Source organism: Sphingopyxis sp. Geo48 (assembly GCF_949769155.1).
In the GTDB taxonomy this organism is placed as follows: domain Bacteria; phylum Pseudomonadota; class Alphaproteobacteria; order Sphingomonadales; family Sphingomonadaceae; genus Sphingopyxis.
Genome location: NZ_CATKPA010000003.1, coordinates 383,109 through 405,572, shown reverse-complemented (window position 1 = coordinate 405,572; position 22,464 = coordinate 383,109). Strand labels below are relative to the sequence as shown.

Annotated in this window: 24 protein-coding genes, 1 tRNA gene and 1 riboswitch; of the genes, 14 read left to right on the top strand and 11 right to left on the bottom strand. The window is 66.9% G+C overall.

The window, feature by feature from the left end:
• Positions 1–177: 177 nt before the first annotated feature.
• On the bottom strand, positions 178–1,068 hold the full coding sequence (locus QOL79_RS13485) for a LysR substrate-binding domain-containing protein (RefSeq protein WP_058456786.1): 891 nt from the start codon (positions 1,066–1,068) through the stop codon (positions 178–180).
• A gap of 133 nt (positions 1,069–1,201) precedes the next feature.
• On the opposite strand from QOL79_RS13485, the gene QOL79_RS13480 reads away from it, so the two are divergent.
• From QOL79_RS13480 to QOL79_RS13460, 5 genes are read left to right on the top strand one after another with little or no spacing between them, the layout of a single operon-like run.
• Positions 1,202–1,828: a pyridoxamine 5'-phosphate oxidase family protein gene (locus QOL79_RS13480; protein WP_283419924.1), complete on the top strand. Its 627-nt coding sequence runs from the start codon at positions 1,202–1,204 to the stop codon at positions 1,826–1,828.
• A complete protein-coding gene (locus QOL79_RS13475; protein WP_283419923.1) occupies positions 1,825–2,235 on the top strand; it encodes a VOC family protein in 411 nt (136 codons plus the stop codon). The genes QOL79_RS13480 and QOL79_RS13475 overlap by 4 nt, the downstream gene beginning before the upstream one ends.
• Before the next feature lie 11 nt (positions 2,236–2,246).
• Positions 2,247–2,720 carry a nuclear transport factor 2 family protein gene (locus tag QOL79_RS13470; RefSeq protein WP_283419922.1) on the top strand — a complete coding sequence of 158 codons (474 nt, stop codon included), beginning with the start codon at positions 2,247–2,249 and terminating at the stop codon, positions 2,718–2,720.
• A 28-nt stretch (positions 2,721–2,748) separates the two neighbouring features.
• Positions 2,749–2,970, top strand: a complete 222-nt coding sequence (locus QOL79_RS13465; RefSeq protein WP_058456783.1) for a tautomerase family protein — start codon at positions 2,749–2,751, stop codon at positions 2,968–2,970.
• Complete coding sequence (locus QOL79_RS13460; RefSeq protein ID WP_283419921.1) at positions 2,967–3,422, top strand: DMT family transporter; 456 nt, start codon at positions 2,967–2,969, stop codon at positions 3,420–3,422. The genes QOL79_RS13465 and QOL79_RS13460 overlap by 4 nt, the downstream gene beginning before the upstream one ends.
• On the opposite strand, the gene QOL79_RS13455 is transcribed toward QOL79_RS13460, so the two are convergent.
• Positions 3,419–3,874, bottom strand: a complete 456-nt coding sequence (locus tag QOL79_RS13455; RefSeq protein ID WP_283419920.1) for a DUF6265 family protein — start codon at positions 3,872–3,874, stop codon at positions 3,419–3,421. The two genes, QOL79_RS13460 and QOL79_RS13455, sit on opposite strands and share 4 nt — an antisense overlap.
• A 19-nt stretch (positions 3,875–3,893) precedes the next feature.
• Entirely contained in the window at positions 3,894–4,283 is a 390-nt protein-coding gene (locus QOL79_RS13450; RefSeq protein ID WP_282949453.1) for a winged helix-turn-helix transcriptional regulator, read from the bottom strand.
• 120 nt (positions 4,284–4,403) lie between these two features.
• Between QOL79_RS13450 and QOL79_RS13445 the strand changes: the two genes are divergently transcribed.
• The gene (locus QOL79_RS13445) at positions 4,404–5,006 is read left to right on the top strand and encodes a flavodoxin family protein (protein WP_283419919.1); all 603 of its coding nucleotides are present in this window, start codon (positions 4,404–4,406) and stop codon (positions 5,004–5,006) included.
• 58 nt (positions 5,007–5,064) lie between these two features.
• Positions 5,065–5,176: riboswitch (TPP riboswitch) on the top strand.
• Positions 5,177–5,233: 57 nt separating this feature from the next.
• Positions 5,234–7,126 (top strand): phosphomethylpyrimidine synthase ThiC, encoded by a 1,893-nt coding sequence (gene thiC, locus QOL79_RS13440; protein WP_283419918.1) that lies wholly within the window; start codon positions 5,234–5,236, stop codon positions 7,124–7,126.
• Between the two features lie 180 nt (positions 7,127–7,306).
• On the opposite strand, the gene QOL79_RS13435 is transcribed toward thiC, so the two are convergent.
• The 4 genes from QOL79_RS13435 to QOL79_RS13420 form a co-directional block, all read right to left on the bottom strand.
• Complete coding sequence (locus tag QOL79_RS13435) at positions 7,307–8,005, bottom strand: hypothetical protein (RefSeq protein ID WP_283419917.1); 699 nt, start codon at positions 8,003–8,005, stop codon at positions 7,307–7,309.
• On the bottom strand, positions 7,992–8,645 hold the full coding sequence (locus QOL79_RS13430) for a Panacea domain-containing protein (RefSeq protein ID WP_283419916.1): 654 nt from the start codon (positions 8,643–8,645) through the stop codon (positions 7,992–7,994). Before QOL79_RS13430 ends, QOL79_RS13435 begins: the two co-directional genes overlap by 14 nt.
• Positions 8,638–8,931, bottom strand: coding sequence for a BrnT family toxin (locus QOL79_RS13425; protein WP_283419915.1), 294 nt, complete (start codon positions 8,929–8,931; stop codon positions 8,638–8,640). The genes QOL79_RS13430 and QOL79_RS13425 overlap by 8 nt, the downstream gene beginning before the upstream one ends.
• Positions 8,932–9,478: 547 nt before the next feature.
• Positions 9,479–9,552 (bottom strand) — tRNA-Cys (locus tag QOL79_RS13420).
• 238 nt (positions 9,553–9,790) lie between these two features.
• On the opposite strand from QOL79_RS13420, the gene QOL79_RS13415 reads away from it, so the two are divergent.
• The 3 genes from QOL79_RS13415 to QOL79_RS13405 all read left to right on the top strand — a co-directional run bounded on the left by QOL79_RS13415 (position 9,791) and on the right by QOL79_RS13405 (position 12,520).
• Positions 9,791–10,453, top strand: coding sequence for a protein-L-isoaspartate O-methyltransferase family protein (locus tag QOL79_RS13415; RefSeq protein WP_283419914.1), 663 nt, complete (start codon positions 9,791–9,793; stop codon positions 10,451–10,453).
• 53 nt (positions 10,454–10,506) lie between these two features.
• Positions 10,507–11,982, top strand: a complete 1,476-nt coding sequence (locus QOL79_RS13410; RefSeq protein ID WP_283419913.1) for a TolC family outer membrane protein — start codon at positions 10,507–10,509, stop codon at positions 11,980–11,982.
• A 127-nt stretch (positions 11,983–12,109) separates the two neighbouring features.
• On the top strand, positions 12,110–12,520 hold the full coding sequence (locus QOL79_RS13405) for a DUF2497 domain-containing protein (RefSeq protein WP_082657863.1): 411 nt from the start codon (positions 12,110–12,112) through the stop codon (positions 12,518–12,520).
• Positions 12,521–12,644: 124 nt separating this feature from the next.
• Here the strand turns inward: QOL79_RS13405 and nudC are convergent, their stop codons facing one another.
• Genes nudC through QOL79_RS13390 form a run of 3 tightly spaced genes read right to left on the bottom strand, consistent with a single transcriptional unit; the run spans position 12,645 to position 15,825 of the window.
• Entirely contained in the window at positions 12,645–13,514 is an 870-nt protein-coding gene (gene nudC / locus QOL79_RS13400; protein ID WP_204992248.1) for an NAD(+) diphosphatase, read from the bottom strand.
• Complete coding sequence (locus tag QOL79_RS13395; RefSeq protein WP_283419912.1) at positions 13,514–14,800, bottom strand: serine hydrolase domain-containing protein; 1,287 nt, start codon at positions 14,798–14,800, stop codon at positions 13,514–13,516. The genes nudC and QOL79_RS13395 overlap by 1 nt, the downstream gene beginning before the upstream one ends.
• On the bottom strand, positions 14,797–15,825 hold the full coding sequence (locus tag QOL79_RS13390; RefSeq protein WP_283419911.1) for an A/G-specific adenine glycosylase: 1,029 nt from the start codon (positions 15,823–15,825) through the stop codon (positions 14,797–14,799). The genes QOL79_RS13395 and QOL79_RS13390 overlap by 4 nt, the downstream gene beginning before the upstream one ends.
• Before the next feature lie 26 nt (positions 15,826–15,851).
• On the opposite strand from QOL79_RS13390, the gene QOL79_RS13385 reads away from it, so the two are divergent.
• From QOL79_RS13385 to smc, 4 genes are all read left to right on the top strand, one after another.
• A complete protein-coding gene (locus QOL79_RS13385) occupies positions 15,852–16,409 on the top strand; it encodes a DUF721 domain-containing protein (RefSeq protein ID WP_058456828.1) in 558 nt (185 codons plus the stop codon).
• Positions 16,410–16,418: 9 nt separating this feature from the next.
• Entirely contained in the window at positions 16,419–17,132 is a 714-nt protein-coding gene (locus QOL79_RS13380) for a DsbA family protein (protein ID WP_283419910.1), read from the top strand.
• 37 nt (positions 17,133–17,169) lie between these two features.
• Entirely contained in the window at positions 17,170–17,916 is a 747-nt protein-coding gene (locus QOL79_RS13375) for a thioredoxin domain-containing protein (RefSeq protein WP_204992244.1), read from the top strand.
• Positions 17,917–18,067: 151 nt separating this feature from the next.
• Positions 18,068–21,511, top strand: coding sequence for a chromosome segregation protein SMC (gene smc / locus QOL79_RS13370; RefSeq protein WP_283419909.1), 3,444 nt, complete (start codon positions 18,068–18,070; stop codon positions 21,509–21,511).
• On the opposite strand, the gene ubiA is transcribed toward smc, so the two are convergent.
• Complete coding sequence (gene ubiA, locus QOL79_RS13365; RefSeq protein ID WP_283419908.1) at positions 21,512–22,432, bottom strand: 4-hydroxybenzoate octaprenyltransferase; 921 nt, start codon at positions 22,430–22,432, stop codon at positions 21,512–21,514.
• Positions 22,433–22,464 lie beyond the last annotated feature (32 nt).

The following is a 22,464-nucleotide window of genomic DNA, read 5'->3' as shown; positions in this document are numbered from 1 at the left end:
TAAGATCCTCCCTGTTGCGAAGCAATGGGGAGGGGGACCGCCCGCGAAGCGGGTGGTGGAGGGGCCGAGGCGTTGGCGCAAACGCCCCTCCGTCAGCGCTGCGCGCTGCCACCTCCCCATGGCTGCGCCACAGGGAGGAGCTTACGCCCGCACCCCCCAAAAAAGCGACACACGCCCTCAAACCAGCCCCGTCATCCGCATCCGCGCCTTCATCGCGGCGATGAACAGCCGCACCGACGGCAGCGCCGCGCGCGACGGTTCGAACAGCAGGTGGACCGGCAGCGCTTCGGGCTGCTCATCGGGCAGCAGCGACACCAGCCGCCCTGCATCGACCGCCGCCGCGACCTGGTAACTCAGCAGGTTCGCAATCCCGACCCCCGCCTCGGCCGCCGCCAGCGCGGCGTCGACGGTGTTGACGACGAAGCGCGGCCGCCGTTCGAAGCGCCAGCGGCCGCTCGCGAGCTGCCATTCGTTCGTCGTGCGCGGCCCCTCCATCCCGATCAGCTCGTGCCCCGCAAGTTCCGTCACCACCCCCGGCGCCCCGCGCCGCGCCAGATAGGCGGGGCTCGCGACCAGCATCTGGCGCACCCGGCCGATCCGCACCGCCTTCAGCCCCGAATCGGCGAGCGGCCCGATCCGCACCGCGACGTCGATCCCCTCCTCGACGATGCGGACGTTGCGGTCGATCAGCATCATGCGCGCGCCGAGCGCCGCATGTTCGATCAGCAGTGCATCGACGACAGGCAGCACATGCAGCCGCCCGAACATCACTGGCGCGGTGAGGTAAAGCTGCCCGCTCGGCACCGCTTCGACCCCGCGCGCCGCGCGCTCGGCATCGGCGAGTTCGCCAAGCAGCCGCCGCGCCTCGCCCAGAAAGGCGCTGCCCGCGTCGGTCAGCGACACCGCGCGCGTCGACCGGTGGAACAAGGCGGTGCCGAGCCGGGCCTCGAGCGCCGCGATCCCGCGCGTCACCGCGGGCGGCGAGCTGCCGATCTTGCGCGCCGCCGCGGCAAAGCCCCCTTCGCCCGCCACCGCGACGAACATTTCCAGCGTCAGCAGTCGGTCCATGATTATTCCATTTACCGGAATTAACTTGTTCGATCTTCCCTGATTATCACAATGTACGCAACGGCCTAAATCGGTGCGGCGAACGGAAGCATGCCCCCTCCAGCTTCCGTTCGCGCTCTGGGAAGGACGGCAGATGGCGCAGAATTACCGGCATATCGTTTTCAGCGACGCGGCGAAGGCGCTGCAGGAACAGCATGGGTCGCGCATCTCCTATGCAAAGCTCGACACGCGCCCCGTCGGCGAGATCGACGGCCTGACCGCGAAGGAGATCGACTATATCGCGCTCCGCGACAGCTTCTACATGGCCAGCGTCACCCCCGACGGCTGGCCCTATATGCAGCATCGCGGCGGCCCTGCCGGTTTCCTCAAGCATGTCGGCGGCAACCGCATCGGTTTCGCCGATTATCGCGGCAACAAGCAATACATCAGCACCGCGAACCTCGCCGCGAACGACCGCGTCTCGTTGTTTCTGATGGACTATCCGAACCGCGAGCGGCTCAAGATCGTCGGTCACGCACACAGTGTCGAGCTCGCCGACGATCCCGCGGCGGTCACCGCGTTGATGCCCGAGGGGTATCGCGCGGTGCCCGAGCGCGCCTTCTTCATCGACGTGATCGGCTGGGAGTGGAACTGCTCGCAGCATATCACGCCGCGCTTCACCGAGGCCGAAATTTCGGCGGCGATCAAGCCGATGGCCGCCGAACTCAACCAGCTGCGCGCCGAAATCGCCGCGCTCCGGGCAGAAAGGGATGACCAATGACGACCGCTTGCACGCAGGGCGCCCATCACATCGGCCTCGCCGTCCGCGACGTCGCCGAAGCGCGCGACTTCTTCGTCGAGGCGCTCGGCTTCGACGTTGCGGCCGAACGCCCCGACTATCCCGCGATCTTCGTCACCGACGGCGCGACGCTGCTCACCTTGTGGCAGGTCGCCGATCCGGCGGGCGCGACCGCCTTCGACCGCCGCGCGAACATCGGCCTCCACCATCTCGCGCTCCGCGTCGCCGACCTCGACGCGCTGCGCACCGTCTTCGCGCGCATCCAGAACCATCCGGGCACGGTCATCGAATTCGACCCCGAACCGATCCGCGAGGGTGCGACGACGCATCATTTCATCTGCGCGATGCCCGGTGGTATCCGGATCGAATTCGCGACCCCCTTCGCCTGAAAGGAAGACCGATGTCCCGCCCCCCGCTCCCGCCATTCGACCATGACAGCGCGACGCTGAAAGTCCGCCTTGCCGAGGACGGCTGGAACAGCCGCGACCCCGCTCGCGTCGCGCTCGCCTATACCGAAGACAGCGTCTGGCGGAACCGCTCGACCTTCGTCACCGGCCGCGAAGCCATCGTCGACTTCCTCGCCGGCAAATGGCAGCGCGAGCAGGATTACCGGCTGATCAAGGGGCTATGGGCCTTCACCGGCAACCGCATCGCGGTGCGCTTCGCCTATGAATGGCACGACGAGGCGGGCCAGTGGTGGCGCTCGTACGGGAACGAGAATTGGGACTTCGCCGACAATGGCGAGATGCAGCGCCGCATCGCGAGCATCAACGACCTCGCCATTGCCGAATCCGACCGGCTGTTCCACTGGGATCGCGGCGACAGCGGCCGCCGCCCCCACGACCACCCCGGGCTCGAAGAGCTCGGCCTCTGACATCTCCGTCCGCGAAAGGATCCCGGCCATGCCCTATGTCAACATCCAGATCACCCGCGAGGGCGCGACGGCCGCGCAAAAGGCCGAGCTGATCGGCGGCGTCACCGAGCTGCTACAGCGCGTCCTCGGCAAGAATCCGGCGACCACCGTCGTCGTGATCGACGAGGTCGACACCGACAATTGGGGAATCGGCGGACTTCCCGTCCTCGACTATCGGGCGAAACAGGCTTCGGGGGGACCGGCGCGATGACGAGCGGCAACGCAACCGGATTCGCTGTCATCATGTTGCTCACCGGTATCGGCATCCCGATCCTCGCCGCGCTCAACGGCGGCCTCGGGGTCCGGCTCGGCGCCCCGATGGCGGCGTCGATGATCCTGTTCGGGCTCGCCTTCCTGATCGCGACCGCGGGCGCGCTCGCAACCGGTTCGATTGGGCAGATCCGCTTCACCGCCGACATTCCGTTCCAGTTCTACTTCGGCGGCTTGTTCGTGGCCTTCTATGTGATCGCGGTGACCTTCATCGCGCCCAGGTTCGGGGTCGGCAACGCGATCTTCTTCGTCCTCGTCGGCCAGCTGATCAGCGCCGCGACGATCGACCATTTCGGCCTGTTCGGCGCGATGCGCTCGGCGATCGACGTCAAGCGCGTCGCCGGGATCGCGCTGATGGTCGCCGGGGTGTATCTCGCGCGGCGTACCGCCTAGCGCCGCGTATAGACCCAGCGCCGCGCCTTCGACCCGTCGAGCAGCGAAATCGTCGCGGTCAGCGTGTCGCCCTCGCGCGCATAGGTGATGCGCTGCGGATAATCATGCGCCGCATTCTCGAAGGTCGCGCTCGTTGCATCGCGCGCGGACAGCCGGAACGCCACCGGCGCCCCGCCGCCGGGCTGCGCCAGGTAGCTGACGGCCCCGTCGGCGCCTGCCTGCAGCCGCAGAAACTCGAATTCGCGCAGGCTTCCGTCGCGCCCCGACCGGCTCGCGCCCAGCATCACCCCGCCGCGCGGCACCGTCCAATATTCCTCGGTCCAGCGGCCCCCGCTGTCCTCGCCGCCCTCTTCGATCCACGATCCCGCCATCCAGCCGAGATCGTCGACCGTCGCGGCGGGCGCCGCCGCGGCCAGCAACAGCGCCGCCAATCCTGCGAATAATCCCGTCATACGCGCCTCCCTCCCGTATCTAGGCCGCCTCGCGCCCCGCAAAGGCTGCGCGTGCCGCGAGCACCGCGTCGAACTCGCGCTCGATCCATTCGAACAACGGGGTCAGCGAATGGCCGAGCGAGGTGCCGAGCGGGGTCAGATGATATTCGACGTGCGGCGGCACCGTCTGGAAATCGCGCCGCTCGACGAGGCCATTCGCCTCGAGCGCGCGCAGCGTCTGCGTCAGCATTTTCTGGCTGATTCCGCCGATCCGCCGCTTGAGCTCGCCGTTGCGGTGATGGCCCTGCGCGATCACCAGCAGCAGCAGCAGGCTCCAGCGATCGCCGATCAGGTCCAGGATGTCGCGCGACGGGCATCCCGCATCGCACGGATCAACCTTGTCTATCCAGTCGGGAGCCTTTTCTTTCATAGTTACCTCAAGGTGCGTACTACACTTTTGGTTCCTACCCCATCATGTTCGCTTTCGCAAGCCGGGGGCTCTCCCCTCTCCCTCCGCCCCCGGCTGCACAGGTTCAGGAAGGACAGAAACATGACCCAGGTTGCCATCGTCTATCATTCGGGCTTCGGCCATACCGACGTCATCGCCGCCGACGTCGCGCGCGGCGTCGAGGACGCGGGTGCGCGTGCGATCGCGCTGAAGATCGAGAGCGGGCAGACCGACTTCGACGCCTTTTTCGCGACGATCGCCGAATCCGATGCGATCATCTTCGGCTCGCCGACCTATATGGGCACCGTCTCGGCGCCGATGAAGGCGTTCATGGATGCCAGCGCCGCGGTCTATTTCACCAAACAGTGGAAGGACAAGCTCGGCGCCGCCTTCACCGTCTCGGGCTCGCCCTCGGGCGACAAGCTGAACACGCTGACCACCCTCGCGATCTTCGCGGCGCAGCACGGGATGCTGTGGATCGGCACCGGCCAGAACCCCGGCAACAATGACGACACCTCGGCGGCGACCGACGCCGAAAACCGCCTCGGCAGCTTCCTCGGCGCGATGGCGCAGGCCGCGAACGACAGCCCCGAGGTCACCCCGAAGGCCGGCGACCGCGCCACCGCGGCCTCGCTCGGCAAGCGCGTCGCATCGGCCGCGGCGCGCTGGCGTGCCGGCGCCCGCGAGGCCATCGCCGCCGCCTGACTTTCCGCTGCGGCGCGCTGTCTTTCGATGGACAGCGCGCCGCCGCCCGGCTAAGCATCGCTCATCCCCGGGGAGCCGCGTCTGTGATGGCCGGTTGAGAGCGGAATAGACCGCGACCCGTTGAACCTGATCCGGGTAATACCGGCGGAGGGAGGGTCGGCTTCACCCCAAAGCGAAACAGGGGCGTGAAAACCGTCTTTCGCTCCGGCTAACTGGAGCGACTGCACATGGCCGACATCGATTCCCGCCTCGACAAAGCGCAAGCCGAACCCATCGGGGTGACGACCGGACCCATTCGTGGCAGCCGCAAGGTTCATGTCGCCTCGCCCACCGGCAGCGGCATCCGCGTCGCGATGCGCGAGATCGACCTCGACCCGCACAGCGGCGAGCCCAGCGTCCGCGTCTATGACACTTCGGGCCCCTACACCGACCCCAATGCGAAGATCGACATCGCCGCCGGCCTCCCCGAACTGCGCGCCAGCTGGATCCGCGCCCGCGGCGACGTCGAGGAGGTCGCGCAGCGCGAGGTCCGGCCCGAGGATAACGGCCAGCTCGGCCCCGACCGCTCGGGCGGCGTCCCCGCCTTCCCCAACGTCCGCAAGACCGTGCTGCGCGCCAAGCCGGGGCAGAACGTCAGCCAGATGCACTATGCCCGCCGCGGCATCATCACGCCCGAGATGGAATATGTCGCGACCCGCGAAAATCTCGGCCGCGAGCGGCTCGCCGAATATGTCCGCGACGGGCAGGACTGGGGCGCCAGCATTCCCGATTACGTCACCCCCGAATTCGTCCGCGAAGAGGTCGCGCGCGGCCGCGCGATCATCCCGTCGAACATCAACCACCCCGAAAGCGAGCCGATGGCGATCGGCCGCAACTTCCTCGTCAAGATCAACGCCAATATCGGCAACAGCGCGGTCGCCAGCGACGTCGCGTCGGAGGTCGGCAAGATGGTCTGGTCGATCCGCTGGGGCGCCGACACCGTCATGGACCTGTCGACCGGGCGCAACATCCACGACACGCGCGAATGGATCATCCGCAACTCGCCCGTCCCGATCGGCACCGTCCCCATCTATCAGGCGCTGGAGAAAGTCGGCGGCATCGCCGAGGAACTGACGTGGGAGATTTTCCGCGACACGCTGATCGAACAGGCCGAGCAGGGCGTCGATTATTTCACCATCCACGCCGGCGTCCGCCTGCCTTACGTTCCCTTGGCGGCGAAGCGCGTCACCGGCATCGTCAGCCGCGGCGGCAGCATCATGGCGAAATGGTGCCTCGCGCATCACAGGGAAAGCTTCCTCTACGAACGCTTCGACGAGATTACCGAGATCATGAAGGCCTATGACATCGCCTACAGTCTCGGCGACGGCCTCCGCCCCGGCAGCATCGCCGACGCCAACGACGAGGCGCAGTTCGCCGAGCTCTACACGCTCGGCGAGCTCACCAAGCGCGCGTGGGACCAGGATGTGCAGGTGATGATCGAGGGGCCGGGCCATGTCCCGATGCACAAGATCAAGGAGAATATGGACAAGCAGCTCGAGGCCTGCGGCGAGGCGCCCTTCTACACATTGGGGCCGCTCACGACCGACATCGCGCCGGGCTACGACCATATCACCAGCGGCATCGGCGCCGCGATGATCGGCTGGTACGGCACCGCGATGCTCTGTTACGTCACGCCGAAGGAGCATCTCGGCCTCCCCGACCGCGACGATGTCAAGGTCGGCGTCGTCACCTACAAGCTCGCCGCCCACGCCGCCGACCTCGCAAAGGGCCACCCCGCCGCCAAGGTCCGCGACGACGCGCTATCGAAAGCGCGCTTCGAATTCCGCTGGCGCGACCAGTTCAACCTGAGCCTCGACCCCGACACCGCCGAGCAATATCACGACCAGACGCTCCCGGCGGAGGGCGCCAAGACCGCCCATTTCTGCAGCATGTGCGGCCCCAAATTCTGCTCGATGAAGATCAGCCAGGAAGTGCGCGAGTTTGCGAAGCTGCAAAATCAGGACAGCGCGGGCTTCATCGCCGCCGAAGAGGCCGAGAAGGGCATGGCGGAAATGAGCCAGGTCTATGAGGACACGGGGCGCGAGCTGTATATGGGTGCGGGTGGCCGGGAGCATGATTGAATAGTTGGCAATCCTCAACAGCCAGTAATCATAATTGTATTTGGGGCTAAGGGTCTCGACTCTTGGAGGGGCAATCCCCATCCAACTCCCGCCAAACATGCTTGCGTGAACGGCTGGGGGCGGGGCTCCGGCTCGCCCCTTATTTTCCGATTACTCCCCGCAACGACCAAAGCTGCGATGCTATCCTGCTCGCAGATCGGAGATCACCATTCTAAGTGCGCGGCTATAGCGTTCAAATTGCTCTACTAACTCTTCTTGCGAAAGGCGGTTGTATTGCGTTGCACGCCAGCCTCGTTCGTAGCGCACCTTTGTTCGTGAAATTCTCGGAAAAGCGATAATTTCTGCGTCTGAACCAATGAAATCCTGTTGGGTCAGAATGGCGTCACATACGATTGTCGAAAGCAGATATTTCTGAAATTCATTCAGTGTGAAATCGACCCACGGTATTACGAAGACGGGTACCAATCGGTCATTTCTAACACCGACAAATGTAGGTTTGATTGGCACCAGCAACGGCTCATCGTCCGGCCGCTTACCGATAATATACATCGCACGGAACGATCCGAACTCGGGTAGCCCTTCAATTCCCGATTTTTCGAGATATTGGCAGAATGCTGGCAAAACTTCGCGGCCTGCATTTCGGGCCGCCTGCATCGGAATTTCCTCGGCCTTTTCCAGGGCAGTTGCTGGCGTAAGATGCCCGTATGCGATCCCCGCGCAAAGCTTCTGGACCGGCTGCAGCGAATGTCGGGGAGGGTTGGCGACAAACTTCTGCAACTGGAGAACGGTGTCGTCCAAACGCCTTTTATTGTGGCGAACCCAATTCACCAAATTGGGCAGCCTCATGAGAGATTTAATTTTCTTCTCAGTATCTTCCATCAAGGTCACGCCGCTCCGGCGCTGAAGCAAGGATCAATTCGATTGAAATGACCATTCCAGGATTCACGGGCGCGGCAGACTTCCAAACCCGGTCCCATGGACCATCATCTCGATGAGAAATTCTTCTCAGTTCGGCCGCCGTGAAATCCTTATAATCGTCAATTACCGATTTGAAAAAATCCATATCATCAGCAGAAAACTGCTCTCTGGCTTCTACCATTTCACGGTCACGAACCGAATATCTTGAAATTCGATCTGATATCGGCTTGTCATCGTTATCTTTCACGGCGTGATACACTTCACGGAAAACTGGACCGTGATTCCATGCTTCTACTCGTGCCGGTGTGTATAAAATATGCCTCTCAACTAGACCTCGCTCAAAAATGAAATAAATCAGCTTGTTTAATGACATGTTTGAAGCATTTATACGCATCTCAGACAGATAGTCCAAAATCCAATTTGCAATAGCACGTACGTCATAGCCGCGTTCATCGAGGGAAACGGTAGAAAAACGTCCTCGAATAGCGCGATTCCAGTCTGTGACTTCCGGTGCATCCGACGTGTCAATTTCATCATCGGGCATAAGAGCCAAACGACTGAGCTCCGCGGCAATTTTTGGATCGATAGGTTTTTTAGCCATTATGATATCCGCGTCTTTCAGTACGCGTCGCCTTTCGTGCACTTATGATACGCCCCACAAGCGCAGTTGATCCGGGTTCCTGTTGAGGTTCAGTATGCACTACAAAAAGCAGAACGCCCAGCACCATGCCGATCGTCCTCCATCGTGCCTCGGTCTCACACGGATCGAGATCAGACAGAAGGCATGGGTCATCAAAAACTAAAACGGCAGTCTCAAAAGACACGCCATGTTTCGAGCGGTTGTCATCCGCTTTTTGGGGATCCCAAGTCCATACGACGTCAGGCACAAAATTTTCGTAGCTTAAACTACGCTATGTGTGAAGTTGAAATACCCGATATACGAAACAGCAATTTAAGCAAGGCGGTTGAGACATACAAAGCATAGTCGCACAATTTCATTTTTCAGGTAAACATGGCAGCAATCCACTCCAGCACCATGCTACACCCCCACCCGTGCCCCCGGGACACCCCTCACCATCATGGCCAAGCCGCCGCCGGAGGTGCAGGCGCAGATCGCCGCGCTGCCGCTTCGGCGGCCCCACCCGCGAGAAAAGGCTTTCCTACATTATCCCGCCATGCTTCAAGCGGCCCGGAAAGCAGCATCCTTCCCTTTACGGCGCGCCATCCTTCCGCAGCGGCCCGGCAAGCGATCGCCATTGGGCTGAACTTTCCTGAACTTTGGATGCAGGGAGCGCGCCCTGCATCCCCGGAATCGGTGGCCGTCCGCGCCCGGTATCGCATGCGAAGGCGGAGCCACGTCAACGTGACCGGGCGGCGCGCAATAGCGCCGATCGCGGGAGATCGACGCCCGCGTCGCGGCTTATCGACTATGGATGGAGGCCCGAGCCGGAATCGAACCGGCGTATACGGATTTGCAGTCCGCTGCGTCACCACTCCGCCATCGGGCCTCAGGCGCAGAATTGCGTGGAGACAGCGCCCCTAGCCGCTTTGTTTCGCAGTGGCAATCCGTTCGTTTCGCAATCTGCATCATCCGGCACGCCCTTCGATGCGCACTTGGCTCCATCCCCTTTGCCCGCTATGCGCGGCGCGGCGGGGTCTTATGGCTGTATTACTATTGCAATACAGCCATGCTTGGGCTAGAACCGCGCGATACAGGCTTGGGCCCAGGGAATCGGATAGAGACGGATGGCAACGAAATTGAGCGAGACGGGTGCGGCCGCGATGCGCGCCGCGATGATCGACAGCCAGCTGCGCACCAACGACGTCATCGACCCCGACGTCGTCGCCGCGATGGCCGCGGTGCCGCGCGAGGCGTTCGTGCCCGCCGCGCTTTCCGGCGTCGCCTATATGGACCGCGCGATCGCGCTCGGCGATGGCCGCGCGCTCAATCCGCCGCTCGTCACCGGCCGCCTGCTCGTCGAGGCGGCGGTGCGGCCCGGAATGCGCGTGCTGCTGGTCGGCGCCGCGACGGGCTATACCGCCGCGCTGCTCGCGAAGCTGGGCGCCGAGGTTCATGCCGTCGAGGAACGCGCCGACCTGATCGAGGCCGCGCGCGCCGCGGCGGGCGATCCGGCGATCGCCTGGACCCAAGGGCCGCTGGCTGCCGGCGCACCGAAAGCCGCGCCGTTCGACCGCATCATCGTCGAGGGCGCGGTCGAAGCGCTGCCCGACGCGCTCTTGGCGCAGCTTGCCGAGGGCGGGCGGATCGTCGCCGCGCGCCGCGATGGCAGCGTCTCGCGGCTCGTCCACGGCGTGAAGGCGGGTGGCACCGTCGCGCTGCGCGCCTTCGCCGACATGGACGTCGCGCCGCTGCCCGGATTTGCCGCGCCCAAGGGCTTCCGGTTCTGAGCGTTGCCCGCCCCCTCCCCCGTTTCAGGCTGAACAAGACGATGCATGACAAGATGACTATCGCAACCGGTCGCCGCGCCCGCTGGCTTGCCGGTCTCGCCTTCGGCGCGCTGGTCGCCGCATCGCCCGCGCACGCCGAAACGCTGCAGGGCGCGCTCGCCAAGGCCTATGAGAACAACCCGACCTTGACCGGCGCCCGCGCGGGGCAGCGCGCGAACGACGAGAATGTGCCGATCCAGAAGGCGGCCGGGTTGCCCTCGGTCGGCGCCAGCGTCGACTATCAGGAAAATCTGGTCGTCCCCGGCAACAGCTTCTTCACCCCCGGCCGCTCGGTTTCGACCGGCGCGCAGCTGTCGGTCCCGCTCTATCAGGGCGGCGCGGTGCGCAACGCGGTGAAGGCCGCCAAATATCGCGTCGAGGCGGGGCAAGCCGACCTCCGCGCGACCGAGGCGAGCATCTTCTCGCAGGTCGTCGGCGCCTATATGGACGTCATCCGCGACATCGCGATCGTCCAATTGAACCAGAAGAATGTGTCGGTCCTCAGGACCAATTTGCAGGCGACGAGCGACCGGTTCGAGATCGGCGACCTGACGCGCACCGACGTCGCGCAGTCGCAGGCGCGCCTCGCGCTTGCCGAGGGCGACCTGCGCACCGCCGAATCGAACCTGATCCGCAGCCGCGAAGCCTACATCCGCCTGGTCGGCGACGCGCCGACCGACCTGCAGGCGCCGCCGGTGCTGCCGAACCTGCCGACGACGGCCGAGGAAGCGGTGGCGATCGCGCTCACCAACAATCCCGACATCGACGCCGCGAACCAGCGCCTCAGCGCCGCGCGCGCCGACATCGGCGCCGCGCGGGCGACCCGCGCGCCCAAGGTTTCGGCGACGGTCAGCGGCGGCTACAACAACAACCTGAGCTCGATCCCCGCCGGCAACACGACGTCGGACAATACGACGACGAGCACGATCGCCGGCGTGTCGATGACCCTGCCGATCTTCCAGGGCGGCCGCGCCTCGGCGCGCGTGCGCCAGGCGCAGGCGCAGACCAGCCAGGCGATCGAGAATTATGTCGCGGTCGAACGCGACGTGATCGCCCAGACGCGCGGCGCCTATGCCGCGTGGCAGGCGAACGAGCGGATCATCGCCGCGACCGAACAGGCGGTCGGCGCCAACGGCCTGTCGCTCGAGGGCGTTCGCGCCGAAAACAGTGTCGGCACCCGCTCGATCCTCGACATTCTGAATGCCGAACAGGAATATCTGAACACGCAGGTCCAGCTCGTCTCGGCACGGCGCAACAGCTATGTCGCCGCTTTCTCGGTCCTCGCCGCGATGGGCAAGGCCGAAGCGCGCGACCTCGGGATCGAAGGCGGCGCGCTCTATGACCCCGAGGTCAATTATCGCCGCGTGAAGGGCCAGCTCTGGGACTGGGCCGATGATCCGAAGCCGCAGCAGCAGGCAACCGACACCAGGACGGTTCCGGCGCCCGACGCCGGCGTCCCCGCCTATGTCGAAATGGGTCCGAAACAATAAGGCTTGGCAAAGGCCGCCCCCGGCCGGTAAGATGATGGTTAACCGCCTGGTAGGGCGACCCTGATATCGTGGGGCCCGGAATGGGCAAATGGGGGCAGTAATGGGCGATCTGTCGCGGGAACCATCGATGGAAGACATCCTGTCGTCGATTCGGCGCGTCATCGCGCGCGACGAGGCTCCCGGTGCCCGCGCCCAGCGCGTCGCCGCCGCGAACGAGGATGTTCTCGACCTTCACGAAGGGGAAGCGCCAGATGATGCGATGGCCGATGCACCGCCCGTGATCCCGACCGAGGAAGAGCTGCTCTCGGCCGCCAGCGCCGATGCCACGCGCCAGTCGCTCGAAGCGCTGACCGCCGCGGTCGCGCCCGCGGTCACCGCCGCGATCCCGGCCGCCGCGACCGGCGGCCGCACGATGGAAGACGTGGTGATCGAGGCACTTCGTCCGATGCTGAAGGAATGGCTCGACGCCAACCTTCCGACGATGGTCGAGGCGATGGTCGCCAAGGAAATCAGCCGGATCACCGGCAAGAAATTCTGACAATCTCCCTTCTCCCTTGATGGGAGAAGGATATGAAGCCTTGCCGCGCAGCGGCTAGGCGGAGTTGGATGAGGGTGATCGCGCGTTTCTGCGCCGTCGCTCCGGAACGAGACCGTACGGGAAGCTACCCCGCCCAATCCTCCAGCAAATAACGCGCGATCGCCAGCGGCGGCGGCGCCATGAAGCTCGCCCCCATCTCGCCGGAGAGCGCGGCCCGCACCTCGGCGCGGTCGACCCACATCGCCGCCTCGAGCTCGGTCGTATCGATCGTCAGCGCCGTATCATGCGCGACCGCGCGGCAGCCGATCATCAGCGACGAGGGGAAGGGCCAGGGCTGGCTCGCCACATACACCACGTCCGACACCTGGATCCCCGCCTCCTCGAACAATTCGCGCGCCACCGCCTCTTCGAGTGATTCGCCAGGCTCGACGAACCCCGCGAGCGCCGAGAAGAAGCCCGGCGGAAAGCCCGGCTGGCGCCCGACGAGCACGCGGTCCTGATATTCGGCGAGCATGATCACCACGGGATCGACGCGCGGGAAATGCTCCGAACCGCAATTGCCGCACTTCCGCCCCCAGCCGCCCCGAAAAATCCCGGTCGGCGCCGCGCACACCGCGCAGAAACCGTGCCGCGCGTGCCAGTCGACCAGGCTGCGGGCGCCGCCGTAAAGCGCCGCCTCCTCGGGCGACAGCAAGGGGATCAGCCGCATCACCGTCCGCGAGCGCGCGTCGATGCGCGCGCCGGGCGCGGGCGCGCGGACGAAGCGCGGCGCCCCGGCATCGTCGATCCCGAGCAACAGCAGCGCGCGCTCGTCGGCGGGGTCCAGCGGTTCCCAGATCAACCCGCCCCGCTCGCCGGGGACGGGATCGATCCCGTCCATCGCGAGACAGGTCGCGCGCGGATCCTGCGTTGCCGCCGCAAACGCTTCCGCATCGGTACGCAGGCGATCGGCGCGGTCGAGCCGCGCTCCGGTGAAACCAAGCGGCAGCGGCATCAGGCCATCACATCCTTGTAGAAATTCTTCCCGAAATCGCGCTGGAAGGGCAGCGCCTCGGCGGGCATATATTGCGCATAGCCACCGACGCGGCAGCCGCGCTTGCGATCGACGAAGCCGATCGTTCCCGCCGCGCCGCCCCAGCCGAAAACGCCCTCGCCCGTCGGCGAGGTCGGCAGCGACACGCGCCCGCCCGCGCCGAACCCTTCGCCCTCGACGAAGCTGTTCTTCGTCGAGGCGCCCGCGGGCAACAGGTTCGACATCGCGAGCCTGGCGGTCTCGGGCTTCAGGATCCGCAGGCCGTCCGTCTCGCCTTCGCCGAGCAGCATCGCGAGGAAGCGGTCATAGTCGCGCGCGGTCGAAACGAGCCCGCCGCCGCCATAAGGGATCGGCGGCTTGTCGAGATAGATCGAGCTCGTCGCGGGATCGATCGGCAGCAAGGCGCCACCAAAGGGGGCATAGTTGGTCGAAAGCCGGCCGACGTCGGCCGCCGCGACCTGAAACCCCGTGCTCTTCATCCCCAGCGGATCGAACAGGCGCGCCTTCAGGAACAGGTCGAACGGCTGCCCCGATACGACCTCGATGACGCGGCCGAGCAGGTCGAGCCCGACCGAATAGCTCCACTGCGTGCCGGGTTCGTGTACAAGCGGCAGCTTGGCGAGCCGGTCGGCGAATTCGGCAAGGCTCGGCGCGGGCTTCGACGCCGGCAAGCCCGGAATCGGCAGGCGGCTGACCTGCCCGCCCAGAATCCCCTGCTCGTTATAGGCGTCACGCAGCGGTCCCTTCTGGACGATCCCGTAGCCGAGGCCCGCGGTATGCGTCAGCAGGTGGCGCACGGTGATCAGTGTCGTCACATCGCGCACGTCGGTCAGCGAGCCGTCGGGGGTGTTCTGAACCTTCATCTTCGCAAAGGCGGGCAGGATGTCGGCGATCGGCTGGTCGAGCTTGAGCTTGCCTTCCTCGATCAGGATCATCGCGGCGATGCCGGTGACCGGCTTGGTCATCGAATAGAGGCGCCAGATCGTGTCGCCGTCGACCGCCCGCGCCGAATCCATCGCCTGCGTGCCCGCGCCAAAGACGTCGAGCGCGCCCTGCCCCTTGCCGATCGCGGCGAGCGTCCCTGCCAGTTCGCGCCGGTCGACGAAGCCCTCGATAAAGGCCGCGGTCGCCGGATAGGCCGCGCCGCCATCGGCTTTCCACGCGAGCGCCGCCCCCGGCAGCATCAGCCCTGCGCCGCCCAGCGCGAAACCGCCCAGCAGCGCCCGGCGCGAAACCATCATGGTCATGAAATTCTCTCCCGCATCTTGTCGGTCAGTTTGCGATAGAGCGTCGGCAATCCGGCCGCGTCAAGCGCCGAAAGCGGCCACCACTCGCCTTCCCCTGCGGCATCCTTGCGTTCGCGGGCAACGAGCGTCAGGCGAAGGTCGAAATGGGTGAAACCATGATCGACCTGGACGATACCGGACTCGGCGGGCGGCACGTCGGTCCAGGCACCGCCGGGCAGCGCGCGCATTCCGCCGAGCATGCCCTTGTCGGGACGGCGGACGAGCCAGATGGCATCGTCGCGCTCGATCCAGTGCGCGACGCCATAGCGCTGCGGCTTCGCCTTTTTCGCGGGCTTGACCGGCAGCCGCTCGATATCGGCGCGGCCCCGCGCACGGCAGTCGGCCATCACCGGGCAGATGCCGCAAGCGGGCGCGCGCGGCGTGCAGATCGTCGCGCCGAGGTCCATCAGCGCCTGCGCGAAGTCGCCCGGCCGGTCGCCGGGAAGCAGCGGCGCCAGCTCGGCGCGAATTGCGCGCTTGGCGGCGGGAAGCGGGGTTTCAATGAGCCGGTGCCGGGCGATCACGCGTTCGATATTGGCGTCGATCACCACCGCCGGGCGCCCGAAGGCGATCGCGGCGACTGCCGCGGCCGTATAATCCCCGACCCCCGGCAGCGCGCGCAGCCCCGTTTCGCTATCGGGAAAATGCCCGTCATGCTCGCGGGCGACGGCGCGCGCGCAGGCGAGCAGGTTGCGGGCGCGGGCGTAATAGCCGAGCCCCGCCCAGGCCGCCATCACGTCGGCGTCGTCGGCCGCCGCCAGATCGGCGACCGTCGGCCAGCGCGCGACAAAGCGCTCGAAATAGCCGGCGACCGCCGCGACCGTCGTCTGTTGCAGCATGATCTCGGCCATCCACACGCGGTACGGATCGGGCACCGCATCGCTCCCCGGTGGAATGCGCCACGGCAACGCGCGCGCCGACCGGTCGTACCAGCCGAGCAGACGCGCGGCGAAACTGTCGATGCTGCCTGAAGTCTGGACGCTCACCCCCCGCCTATGGCATGGCGGCGGCGATGGCGAAAGCGGACACTCCCAAAGGCGAAAAGCCGAAGAAGAAGGCGGCAAAAAAGCCCGACGCCAAGCCCTATGAGCGCCCGCGCGGCGGCGAGGCGCGCTCGATCGCCGACCTCGTCCCCGAAATCGGCCGCACCGCCTTTCGCAAATTCGGCTTCATCCAGTCGTCGGTGGTCAGCCGCTGGCGCGAGATCGTCGGCGACCGGCTCGCCGACGTCACCCAGCCCGCGATGATCCGCTTCCCCGCCGGGCAGAAGGCGGGCGGCACGCTGCACCTGACGATCAGCGGCGCGCACGCCCCGATGCTCCAGCATGTGTCGCCCGACATCATCGCCGCGGTGAACCGCTTCTTCGGCTATGCCGCGATCGCCACGGTGCGGATGACGCACGGTCAGGTGACCCCCGCCGCCCCCGTTCAGCCACCCGCAATGCTCAAACCCGTACCCGAAGAATTGGGGGATAGCCTTCGCGATATCGGCGACCCGGAACTGCGTACCGTGCTCGAACGCATGGCGGCGGGGCTGGCGTCGGCACCGAAGCTCCCCCGGATCAGTTGAAGGCCACGCATGTCCCGACTTCGCCCGACCTCGCGCCGCATCGCCGTCGCAGTTGCCGCCACCGCCGCGCTCGCGCTGTTCGCCGCCGCCACGCCCGCGCAGCCCGTCCGCTGGTCGGCGAAGGTCGAAACCAGCCCGATCGGCGCCTATATCGTCGGCAACCCGAACGCGAAGGTCCGGCTCGTCGAATATTTCAGCTATACGTGCAGCCATTGCGCCGAATTCGCCAAGGCGGGCTCGGCCCCGCTCCGCACCCTCTATATCGACAAGGGGCTGGTGCTGTTCGAATATCGCAACCTCGTCCGCGACCCCGTCGACATGACCGCCGCGTTGCTCGCGCGCTGCGGCGCGCCGGCTGCCTTCGCCGGAAATCACGACGCGATCTTCGCCGCGCAGCCGGTCTGGCTCGGCAAGGTCGCCAAGGCGACCGAAGCGCAGAGGAAAAGCTGGTATCAGGGCAGCCTCGGCGACCGCGCGCGCAGGATCGCCGCCGACACCGGGCTCACCGCGATCATGCAGAAGCGCGGCTATACTACGGCGCAGATCGGCACATGCCTCGACAGCGAGGTCGCGCAGGCGGAGATCGCGGGGATGACCAACATCGGCCAGAACGCCGATCGCGTCGCGGGCACCCCGACCTTTTTCATCAACGGCCGCAACGCCGCCGTGGTCCAGTGGACCGCGCTCAAAACGAAACTCGACGCCGCCCTGAAGGGCTCCTAAGAAGCCACCATATCCCCTGTCCGGAGAGAAACCGACCATGACGAAGGCCCCGCTGCGTATCCTCCTCCTGTCCTCGCTCGGCGCGCTCGCGCTCGCGGGTTGCGGCGAAAGCAAGACCGACCCCGCCAAGGAACAGGATGTCATTGCCAAGGTCGCGGCGCCCGCGGGCAAGAGCTGGTCGGCGACGGTCAGCCAGACCGCCGACGGCGGCTATCTGATGGGCAACCCCGACGCGCCGATCAAGATTATCGAATTCGCCTCGCTGACCTGCTCGCACTGCGCCGAATTCTCGAAGGAAAGCCACGAGGAGATCAAGCGCGACTTCATCGACACCGGCCGGGTGAGCCTCGAGGTCCGCAACTTCATCCGCGATCCGCTCGACGCGATGGCGGCGGCGGTCATCCGCTGCGGCCCGGTCGACCGCTATTTCCCGCTGCAGGAAAATGTCTTCGCCTCGCAGGCCGACCTCTTCGCGGGCGCGCAGGCGAATGCCGCGGGCGGCGAAGCGGCGATGAAGCTGCCCCCGGCGCAGCGGTTCCCGGCGCTCGCCAAGGCATGGAAGCTCGACGCCTTCTTCCAGTCGCGCGGCGTCACCGCCGAACAGATCAACGCGTGCCTCGGCAATATCGACAATATCTCGAAGCTCGAACAGGGCACCAACGCTGCGGTCGAGAAATATACGATCCAGGGCACCCCGACCTTCGTCATCAACGGCCAGGTCGCCGAGGGTATCGCGACCTGGGGCCTGCTGCGCGACCGCCTGCGCACGATGGGCGCACGCTGAACGCCGGCGATCCTCCCTGCGGCGAGCCCGCGGGGAGGAGCCTTTCTAACCCCTTGCGACTCCCCCTCCGGCGCGTCATGACGGTGCGAGGGGGAATTGTGACGCAAAGGTTGCAACAGCCGCGATTCGACGACCTGCACGGGAGCTTTCCGTGCAGATAAAGCGGCTGCGCCTGACCGGTTTCAAAAGCTTCGTCGAACCCACCGAACTGCGCATCGAACCCGGCCTCACCGGGGTCGTCGGCCCCAATGGCTGCGGCAAGTCGAACCTGCTCGAGGCGATCCGCTGGGTGATGGGGGAATCCTCGCCGAAGTCGATGCGCGGCGGCGGGATGGAGGATGTGATCTTCGCGGGCACCACGCGGCGCCCGCCCCGCGATTTCGCCGAGGTCGCGATCCATTGCGATACCGAGGGGGGGGTGGTCGCGGGGCTTTCGGACGCGAGCGACGGCCACGAGATCGAAATCATCCGCCGTATCGAGCGCGGCGCGGGCAGCGCCTATCGCGCCAACGGCCGCGACGTGCGCGCAAAGGACGTCGCGCTGATCTTCGCCGACGCCGCGACCGGCGCGCACAGCCCGGCGCTCGTCAGCCAGGGCAAGATCGCCAATGTCATCGCCGCCAAGCCGACCGACCGCCGTGCAATGCTCGAAGAAGCGGCGGGCATCGCGGGCCTGCACGTTCGCCGCAAGGACGCCGAGCAGAAATTGCGCGCGACCGAAACCAATCTCGGTCGCCTCTCCGAAATCGTCGCCGATATGGAGGTGCGCGCGAACGCGCTCCGGCGTCAGGCGCGCGCGGCCGAAAAATACAAGAAACTGTCCGAGGATATCCGCGTCGCCGAAGGACGGCTGATCTATGCACGCTGGCGCGACGCCGCCGCCGCCGCCGATCAGGCGCGCCGCGACGCCGACGCCGCCGAAGCCGCGGTGAAAACCGCGCAGGCCGAACTCGAGACCGTCACGGCGGCGCAAGTCGAGGTCGCGACGCGCGTCGGCGCCGCGCGCGCCGAGGCGCAGGCGCGGCGCGATGCGCTCGCCGAGGCGACCGCGACGCTCGTCCGGCTGCAGGGCGAGGAACGCGCGGCGCGGCAGCGTCTGGAAGATCTGGCGGCGCAACAGGCGCGGCTCGCCGACGACCGGACACGCGAAGGCGAATTCGCGCGCGAAGCGCACGCCGCGCTCACCGGCCTCGACGCCGAGAGCAAAACGCTGGAGCGCGACATCGCCGCGCACGACGCAAACAAGGCCGCGCTCGTCGAGGCCAATCAGGCGGCGCAGACGCGCCTCCGCGATGCCGAGGTCGCGTTGGCGCAGGCGCGCGCCAAGGCCGCGAGCGAAGCCGCCGACCGCCGCATCGCCGTCTCGGCGCGCGACACCGCCGAAGCCGCCGTCCGCCGCGTGGCGCAGGACAAGACGCGCGTCGATGCCGAAATCGCCGCGCTCGGCGACAGCGCCGCGCTCGCCGCGACCGAGGCCGAAAGCGCCAGGGCGGCCGAAGCGGCCGAAGCCGCGATCGCCGAGGCCGAAGCCGCCTTGCAGAACGCCGAAGCCGACCGCGAAGCGACCGCCGCCGATCTCGCCACCATCGAAGCCGGTCTCGCCGAAGCCCGCGCCGCGCTCGCCGCGCTGGACGGAGAGGCGGCGACGCTCGAACGCGCGCTCGCCGCCGCGAAGAGCGACGACGACCGCATCCTCGATCAGCTTCGCGTGACGCCGGGCTATGAAGCCGCGCTCGCCGCCGCGCTGGGCGACGATCTCGATGCGGGCACCGCGAAGGACGCGGCGCGGAGTTGGGGCGGCGCCGACAAGGGCAAGAACGATCCGGTGCTTCCCGCGGGAACGCAATCGCTCGCCGATTTCGTAACCGCGCCCGCGGCACTCGCCCGCCGCCTTGCCCAGGTCGCGGTTGCCGAAAGCGACGGCGGCCAGACGCTCGCGGTCGGCCAGCGCCTCGTCACGACGGGCGGCATGATGCGCCGCTGGGACGGCTTCGTCACCCGCGGCGACGGCGCGACGGCGACCGAGCGGCTGCAACGCCAGAACCGCCTCGACGCGCTCGCCGCGCAGCGTCCGCAAGTCGAACTCGGCGTGCAGGAACTGAAGGATCGCCGCGATACCGCGGCCGCCAGGGCGGGCGAACTCGCCGAAGCCGCCGCGGCAGCCCGCAAGGGGCTCGCGCAGGCCGACGAGGCTCGCCGCGCCGCGCTGCGCGCCGCCGACCAGGCACAGGCCGCGCTCGATCGCCACCGCGACGCGACCGCGATGTTCGATCGCCGGCTTACCGAGGTCGCCGCGGCCGCGAAGGAAGCCGCCGACGCGCTCGCGGCGCAGGAAGCCGCGCTGGCAGCATTGCCGGACGACAGCATCGCGCGCGCCGCGCTCGATGCCGAGGAAGCCGCGACCGAGCGCGCGCGCACCGACGCCGGCGAAGCCCGCGACGCGCTGGCGGCACACGAACGCACCCTCGCGGCCTTGAGCGAACGGCAGGCAGTCGTCAGCGCCGAGATCAAGAGCTGGAAAGCGCGCGCCGGCGAGGCGGCGCGCCGCGTTACCGAAATGGACAAACGCGCCGAAGCCCTCGCCGCCGAAGCCGCGAAACTCGCCGACGTCCCCGAAAAGCTCGCCGCCGAACGCGGCGCGGCCGAGACACAACAATCCACCCTTCGCGAACAGGTGAGCGCCGCCGAATCGCGCGAGCGCGAAGCGGAAGCCGCGCTCCGCGAAGCCGAAACCGCGCTCACCGCGATCCGCGAGCGCGTCGCCGCGGCGCGCGAAACCCGCGCGGGCGCGGTCGCGCGCTCCGAAAATGCCGAATTGCGCCGTGTCGAGATGGGCCGCCTGTCGGGCGAGCGTTTCGAATGCCCGCCGCCGCTGCTGCCCAGGAAGGCCGGATTCGAGGAAGACAGCGTCGGCGACGCGATGCACGAATCGGCGCAGCACGACCGGCTGATCGCCGAGCGCGAGCGGCTCGGCCCGGTCAACCTCGTCGCCGCCGACGAACTTGCCGAACTCGACACCGAGCGGACACGCAACGCCGCCGAGATCGAGGAACTGACGCAGGCGGTGAACCGTCTGCGCGGCTCGATCGGCAATTTGAACCGCGAGGGCCGCGTCCGCCTGCTCGCGGCGTTCGAGACGGTGAACGAGCATTTCCAGCGGCTATTCACGACGCTGTTCAACGGCGGCCAGGCGCATCTCGAACTCGTCGATTCGGACGACCCGCTCGAAGCCGGGCTCGAAATCATGGCGCAGCCGCCGGGCAAACGGCTCGGCACGCTCACCCTGCTCTCGGGCGGCGAGCAGGCGCTGACCGCGGTCGCGCTGATCTTCGGCCTGTTCCTCACCAACCCTGCGCCGATCTGCGTCCTCGACGAGGTCGATGCGCCGCTCGACGACGCGAATATCGAGCGTTTCTGCGATCTGCTCGACCGCATGACGCGCGAGACGAACACCCGCTACCTGATCGTCACCCACAATGCGGTCACCATGGCGCGGATGCACCGATTGTTCGGGGTGACGATGATCGAGAAGGGCGTCAGCCGCCTCGTCTCGGTCGATCTCGGCGGCGCCGAGGAACTGCTCGCGGCCGAATGATTAGGGCGCGCTGCCGACCACCAGCATCGCCGCGAACACCAGAAGTCCGGCAAAGCGATTGCTGCGGAACTTGGCGAGCGCGTCGGCGCCATCGGCGGGGCTCAGCGTCACCACCTGTCCCGTCAGGTGCAATGCTGCTGGGACGAGCGCGACGAACACCAGCGGATCGGGCCGCACGCTCCACAGCGCGCCCGCCCAGCAGGCGAGCGCCGCGGCGTAGCAGAAACCGACGCCGCCCTTCACATGCGCGCCCATCGCGCGCGCGCTCGACTTCACGCCGACCAGCGCATCATCCTCGATATCCTGCAGCGCATAGATGGTGTCATAGCCGATCACCCATGCGATGCAGCCGGCATAGAGAAGCGGCAGCCCGAGCCCCCCGTCTGCATTATTGGCGCCGCCGCCGACCGCGATCCAGCCGACGAGCGCGCCCCAGCTGAAGACCAGGCCGAGCCAAGCCTGCGGCCACCAGGTGATCCGCTTCATGAACGGATAGGCGGCGACGAGCGCGAGGCTTCCCAGCGCGACAATCTGCGCCCCGCGCGGCAACTGGACGAGCACCAGCAGGCCGACCAGCGACAGCAGGATCGTCCACAGCAGCGCGTTGCGCACCGACACCGTCCCGCTCGCGACGGGCCGCGATGCGGTGCGCGCGACCTTTGCGTCGAGATCGCGATCGACGATGTCGTTATAGACGCAGCCCGCGCCGCGCATCGCGATCGCGCCGAGCAGCAGCCAGAGGAACAAGGGCCAGTGATGGAGCGCGCCGCCCGCGAGCGCGAGGCCGAAGGCGCACGGCCAATAGAGCAGCCACCAGCCGATCGGCCGGTCGAAGCGCGCGAGCAACGCATAGGGCCGCGCGCCGGCCGGCAGGAGGGCGACGAAACCCTGGAACTGGCTGTCGGGTGGCGCGGCGGTCATCGGCTCGCGCCCTAGCAGGCGGCGCGAGCCGG

Excerpts from the sequence above, each read along its gene's own strand:
- QOL79_RS13485 (WP_058456786.1), bottom strand. The coding sequence starts at position 1,068 with ATGGACCGACTGCTGACGCTGGAAATGTTCGTCGCGGTGGCGGGCGAA.
- QOL79_RS13480 (WP_283419924.1), top strand. The coding sequence starts at position 1,202 with ATGGCGCAGAATTACCGGCATATCGTTTTCAGCGACGCGGCGAAGGCG.
- QOL79_RS13475 (WP_283419923.1), top strand. The coding sequence starts at position 1,825 with ATGACGACCGCTTGCACGCAGGGCGCCCATCACATCGGCCTCGCCGTC.
- QOL79_RS13470 (WP_283419922.1), top strand. The coding sequence starts at position 2,247 with ATGTCCCGCCCCCCGCTCCCGCCATTCGACCATGACAGCGCGACGCTG.
- QOL79_RS13465 (WP_058456783.1), top strand. The coding sequence starts at position 2,749 with ATGCCCTATGTCAACATCCAGATCACCCGCGAGGGCGCGACGGCCGCG.
- QOL79_RS13460 (WP_283419921.1), top strand. The coding sequence starts at position 2,967 with ATGACGAGCGGCAACGCAACCGGATTCGCTGTCATCATGTTGCTCACC.
- QOL79_RS13455 (WP_283419920.1), bottom strand. The coding sequence starts at position 3,874 with ATGACGGGATTATTCGCAGGATTGGCGGCGCTGTTGCTGGCCGCGGCG.
- QOL79_RS13450 (WP_282949453.1), bottom strand. The coding sequence starts at position 4,283 with ATGAAAGAAAAGGCTCCCGACTGGATAGACAAGGTTGATCCGTGCGAT.
- QOL79_RS13445 (WP_283419919.1), top strand. The coding sequence starts at position 4,404 with ATGACCCAGGTTGCCATCGTCTATCATTCGGGCTTCGGCCATACCGAC.
- thiC (WP_283419918.1), top strand. The coding sequence starts at position 5,234 with ATGGCCGACATCGATTCCCGCCTCGACAAAGCGCAAGCCGAACCCATC.
- QOL79_RS13435 (WP_283419917.1), bottom strand. The coding sequence starts at position 8,005 with ATGGAAGATACTGAGAAGAAAATTAAATCTCTCATGAGGCTGCCCAAT.
- QOL79_RS13430 (WP_283419916.1), bottom strand. The coding sequence starts at position 8,645 with ATGGCTAAAAAACCTATCGATCCAAAAATTGCCGCGGAGCTCAGTCGT.
- QOL79_RS13415 (WP_283419914.1), top strand. The coding sequence starts at position 9,791 with ATGGCAACGAAATTGAGCGAGACGGGTGCGGCCGCGATGCGCGCCGCG.
- QOL79_RS13410 (WP_283419913.1), top strand. The coding sequence starts at position 10,507 with ATGACTATCGCAACCGGTCGCCGCGCCCGCTGGCTTGCCGGTCTCGCC.
- QOL79_RS13405 (WP_082657863.1), top strand. The coding sequence starts at position 12,110 with ATGGAAGACATCCTGTCGTCGATTCGGCGCGTCATCGCGCGCGACGAG.
- nudC (WP_204992248.1), bottom strand. The coding sequence starts at position 13,514 with ATGCCGCTGCCGCTTGGTTTCACCGGAGCGCGGCTCGACCGCGCCGAT.
- QOL79_RS13395 (WP_283419912.1), bottom strand. The coding sequence starts at position 14,800 with ATGACCATGATGGTTTCGCGCCGGGCGCTGCTGGGCGGTTTCGCGCTG.
- QOL79_RS13385 (WP_058456828.1), top strand. The coding sequence starts at position 15,852 with ATGGCGAAAGCGGACACTCCCAAAGGCGAAAAGCCGAAGAAGAAGGCG.
- QOL79_RS13380 (WP_283419910.1), top strand. The coding sequence starts at position 16,419 with ATGTCCCGACTTCGCCCGACCTCGCGCCGCATCGCCGTCGCAGTTGCC.
- QOL79_RS13375 (WP_204992244.1), top strand. The coding sequence starts at position 17,170 with ATGACGAAGGCCCCGCTGCGTATCCTCCTCCTGTCCTCGCTCGGCGCG.
- ubiA (WP_283419908.1), bottom strand. The coding sequence starts at position 22,432 with ATGACCGCCGCGCCACCCGACAGCCAGTTCCAGGGTTTCGTCGCCCTC.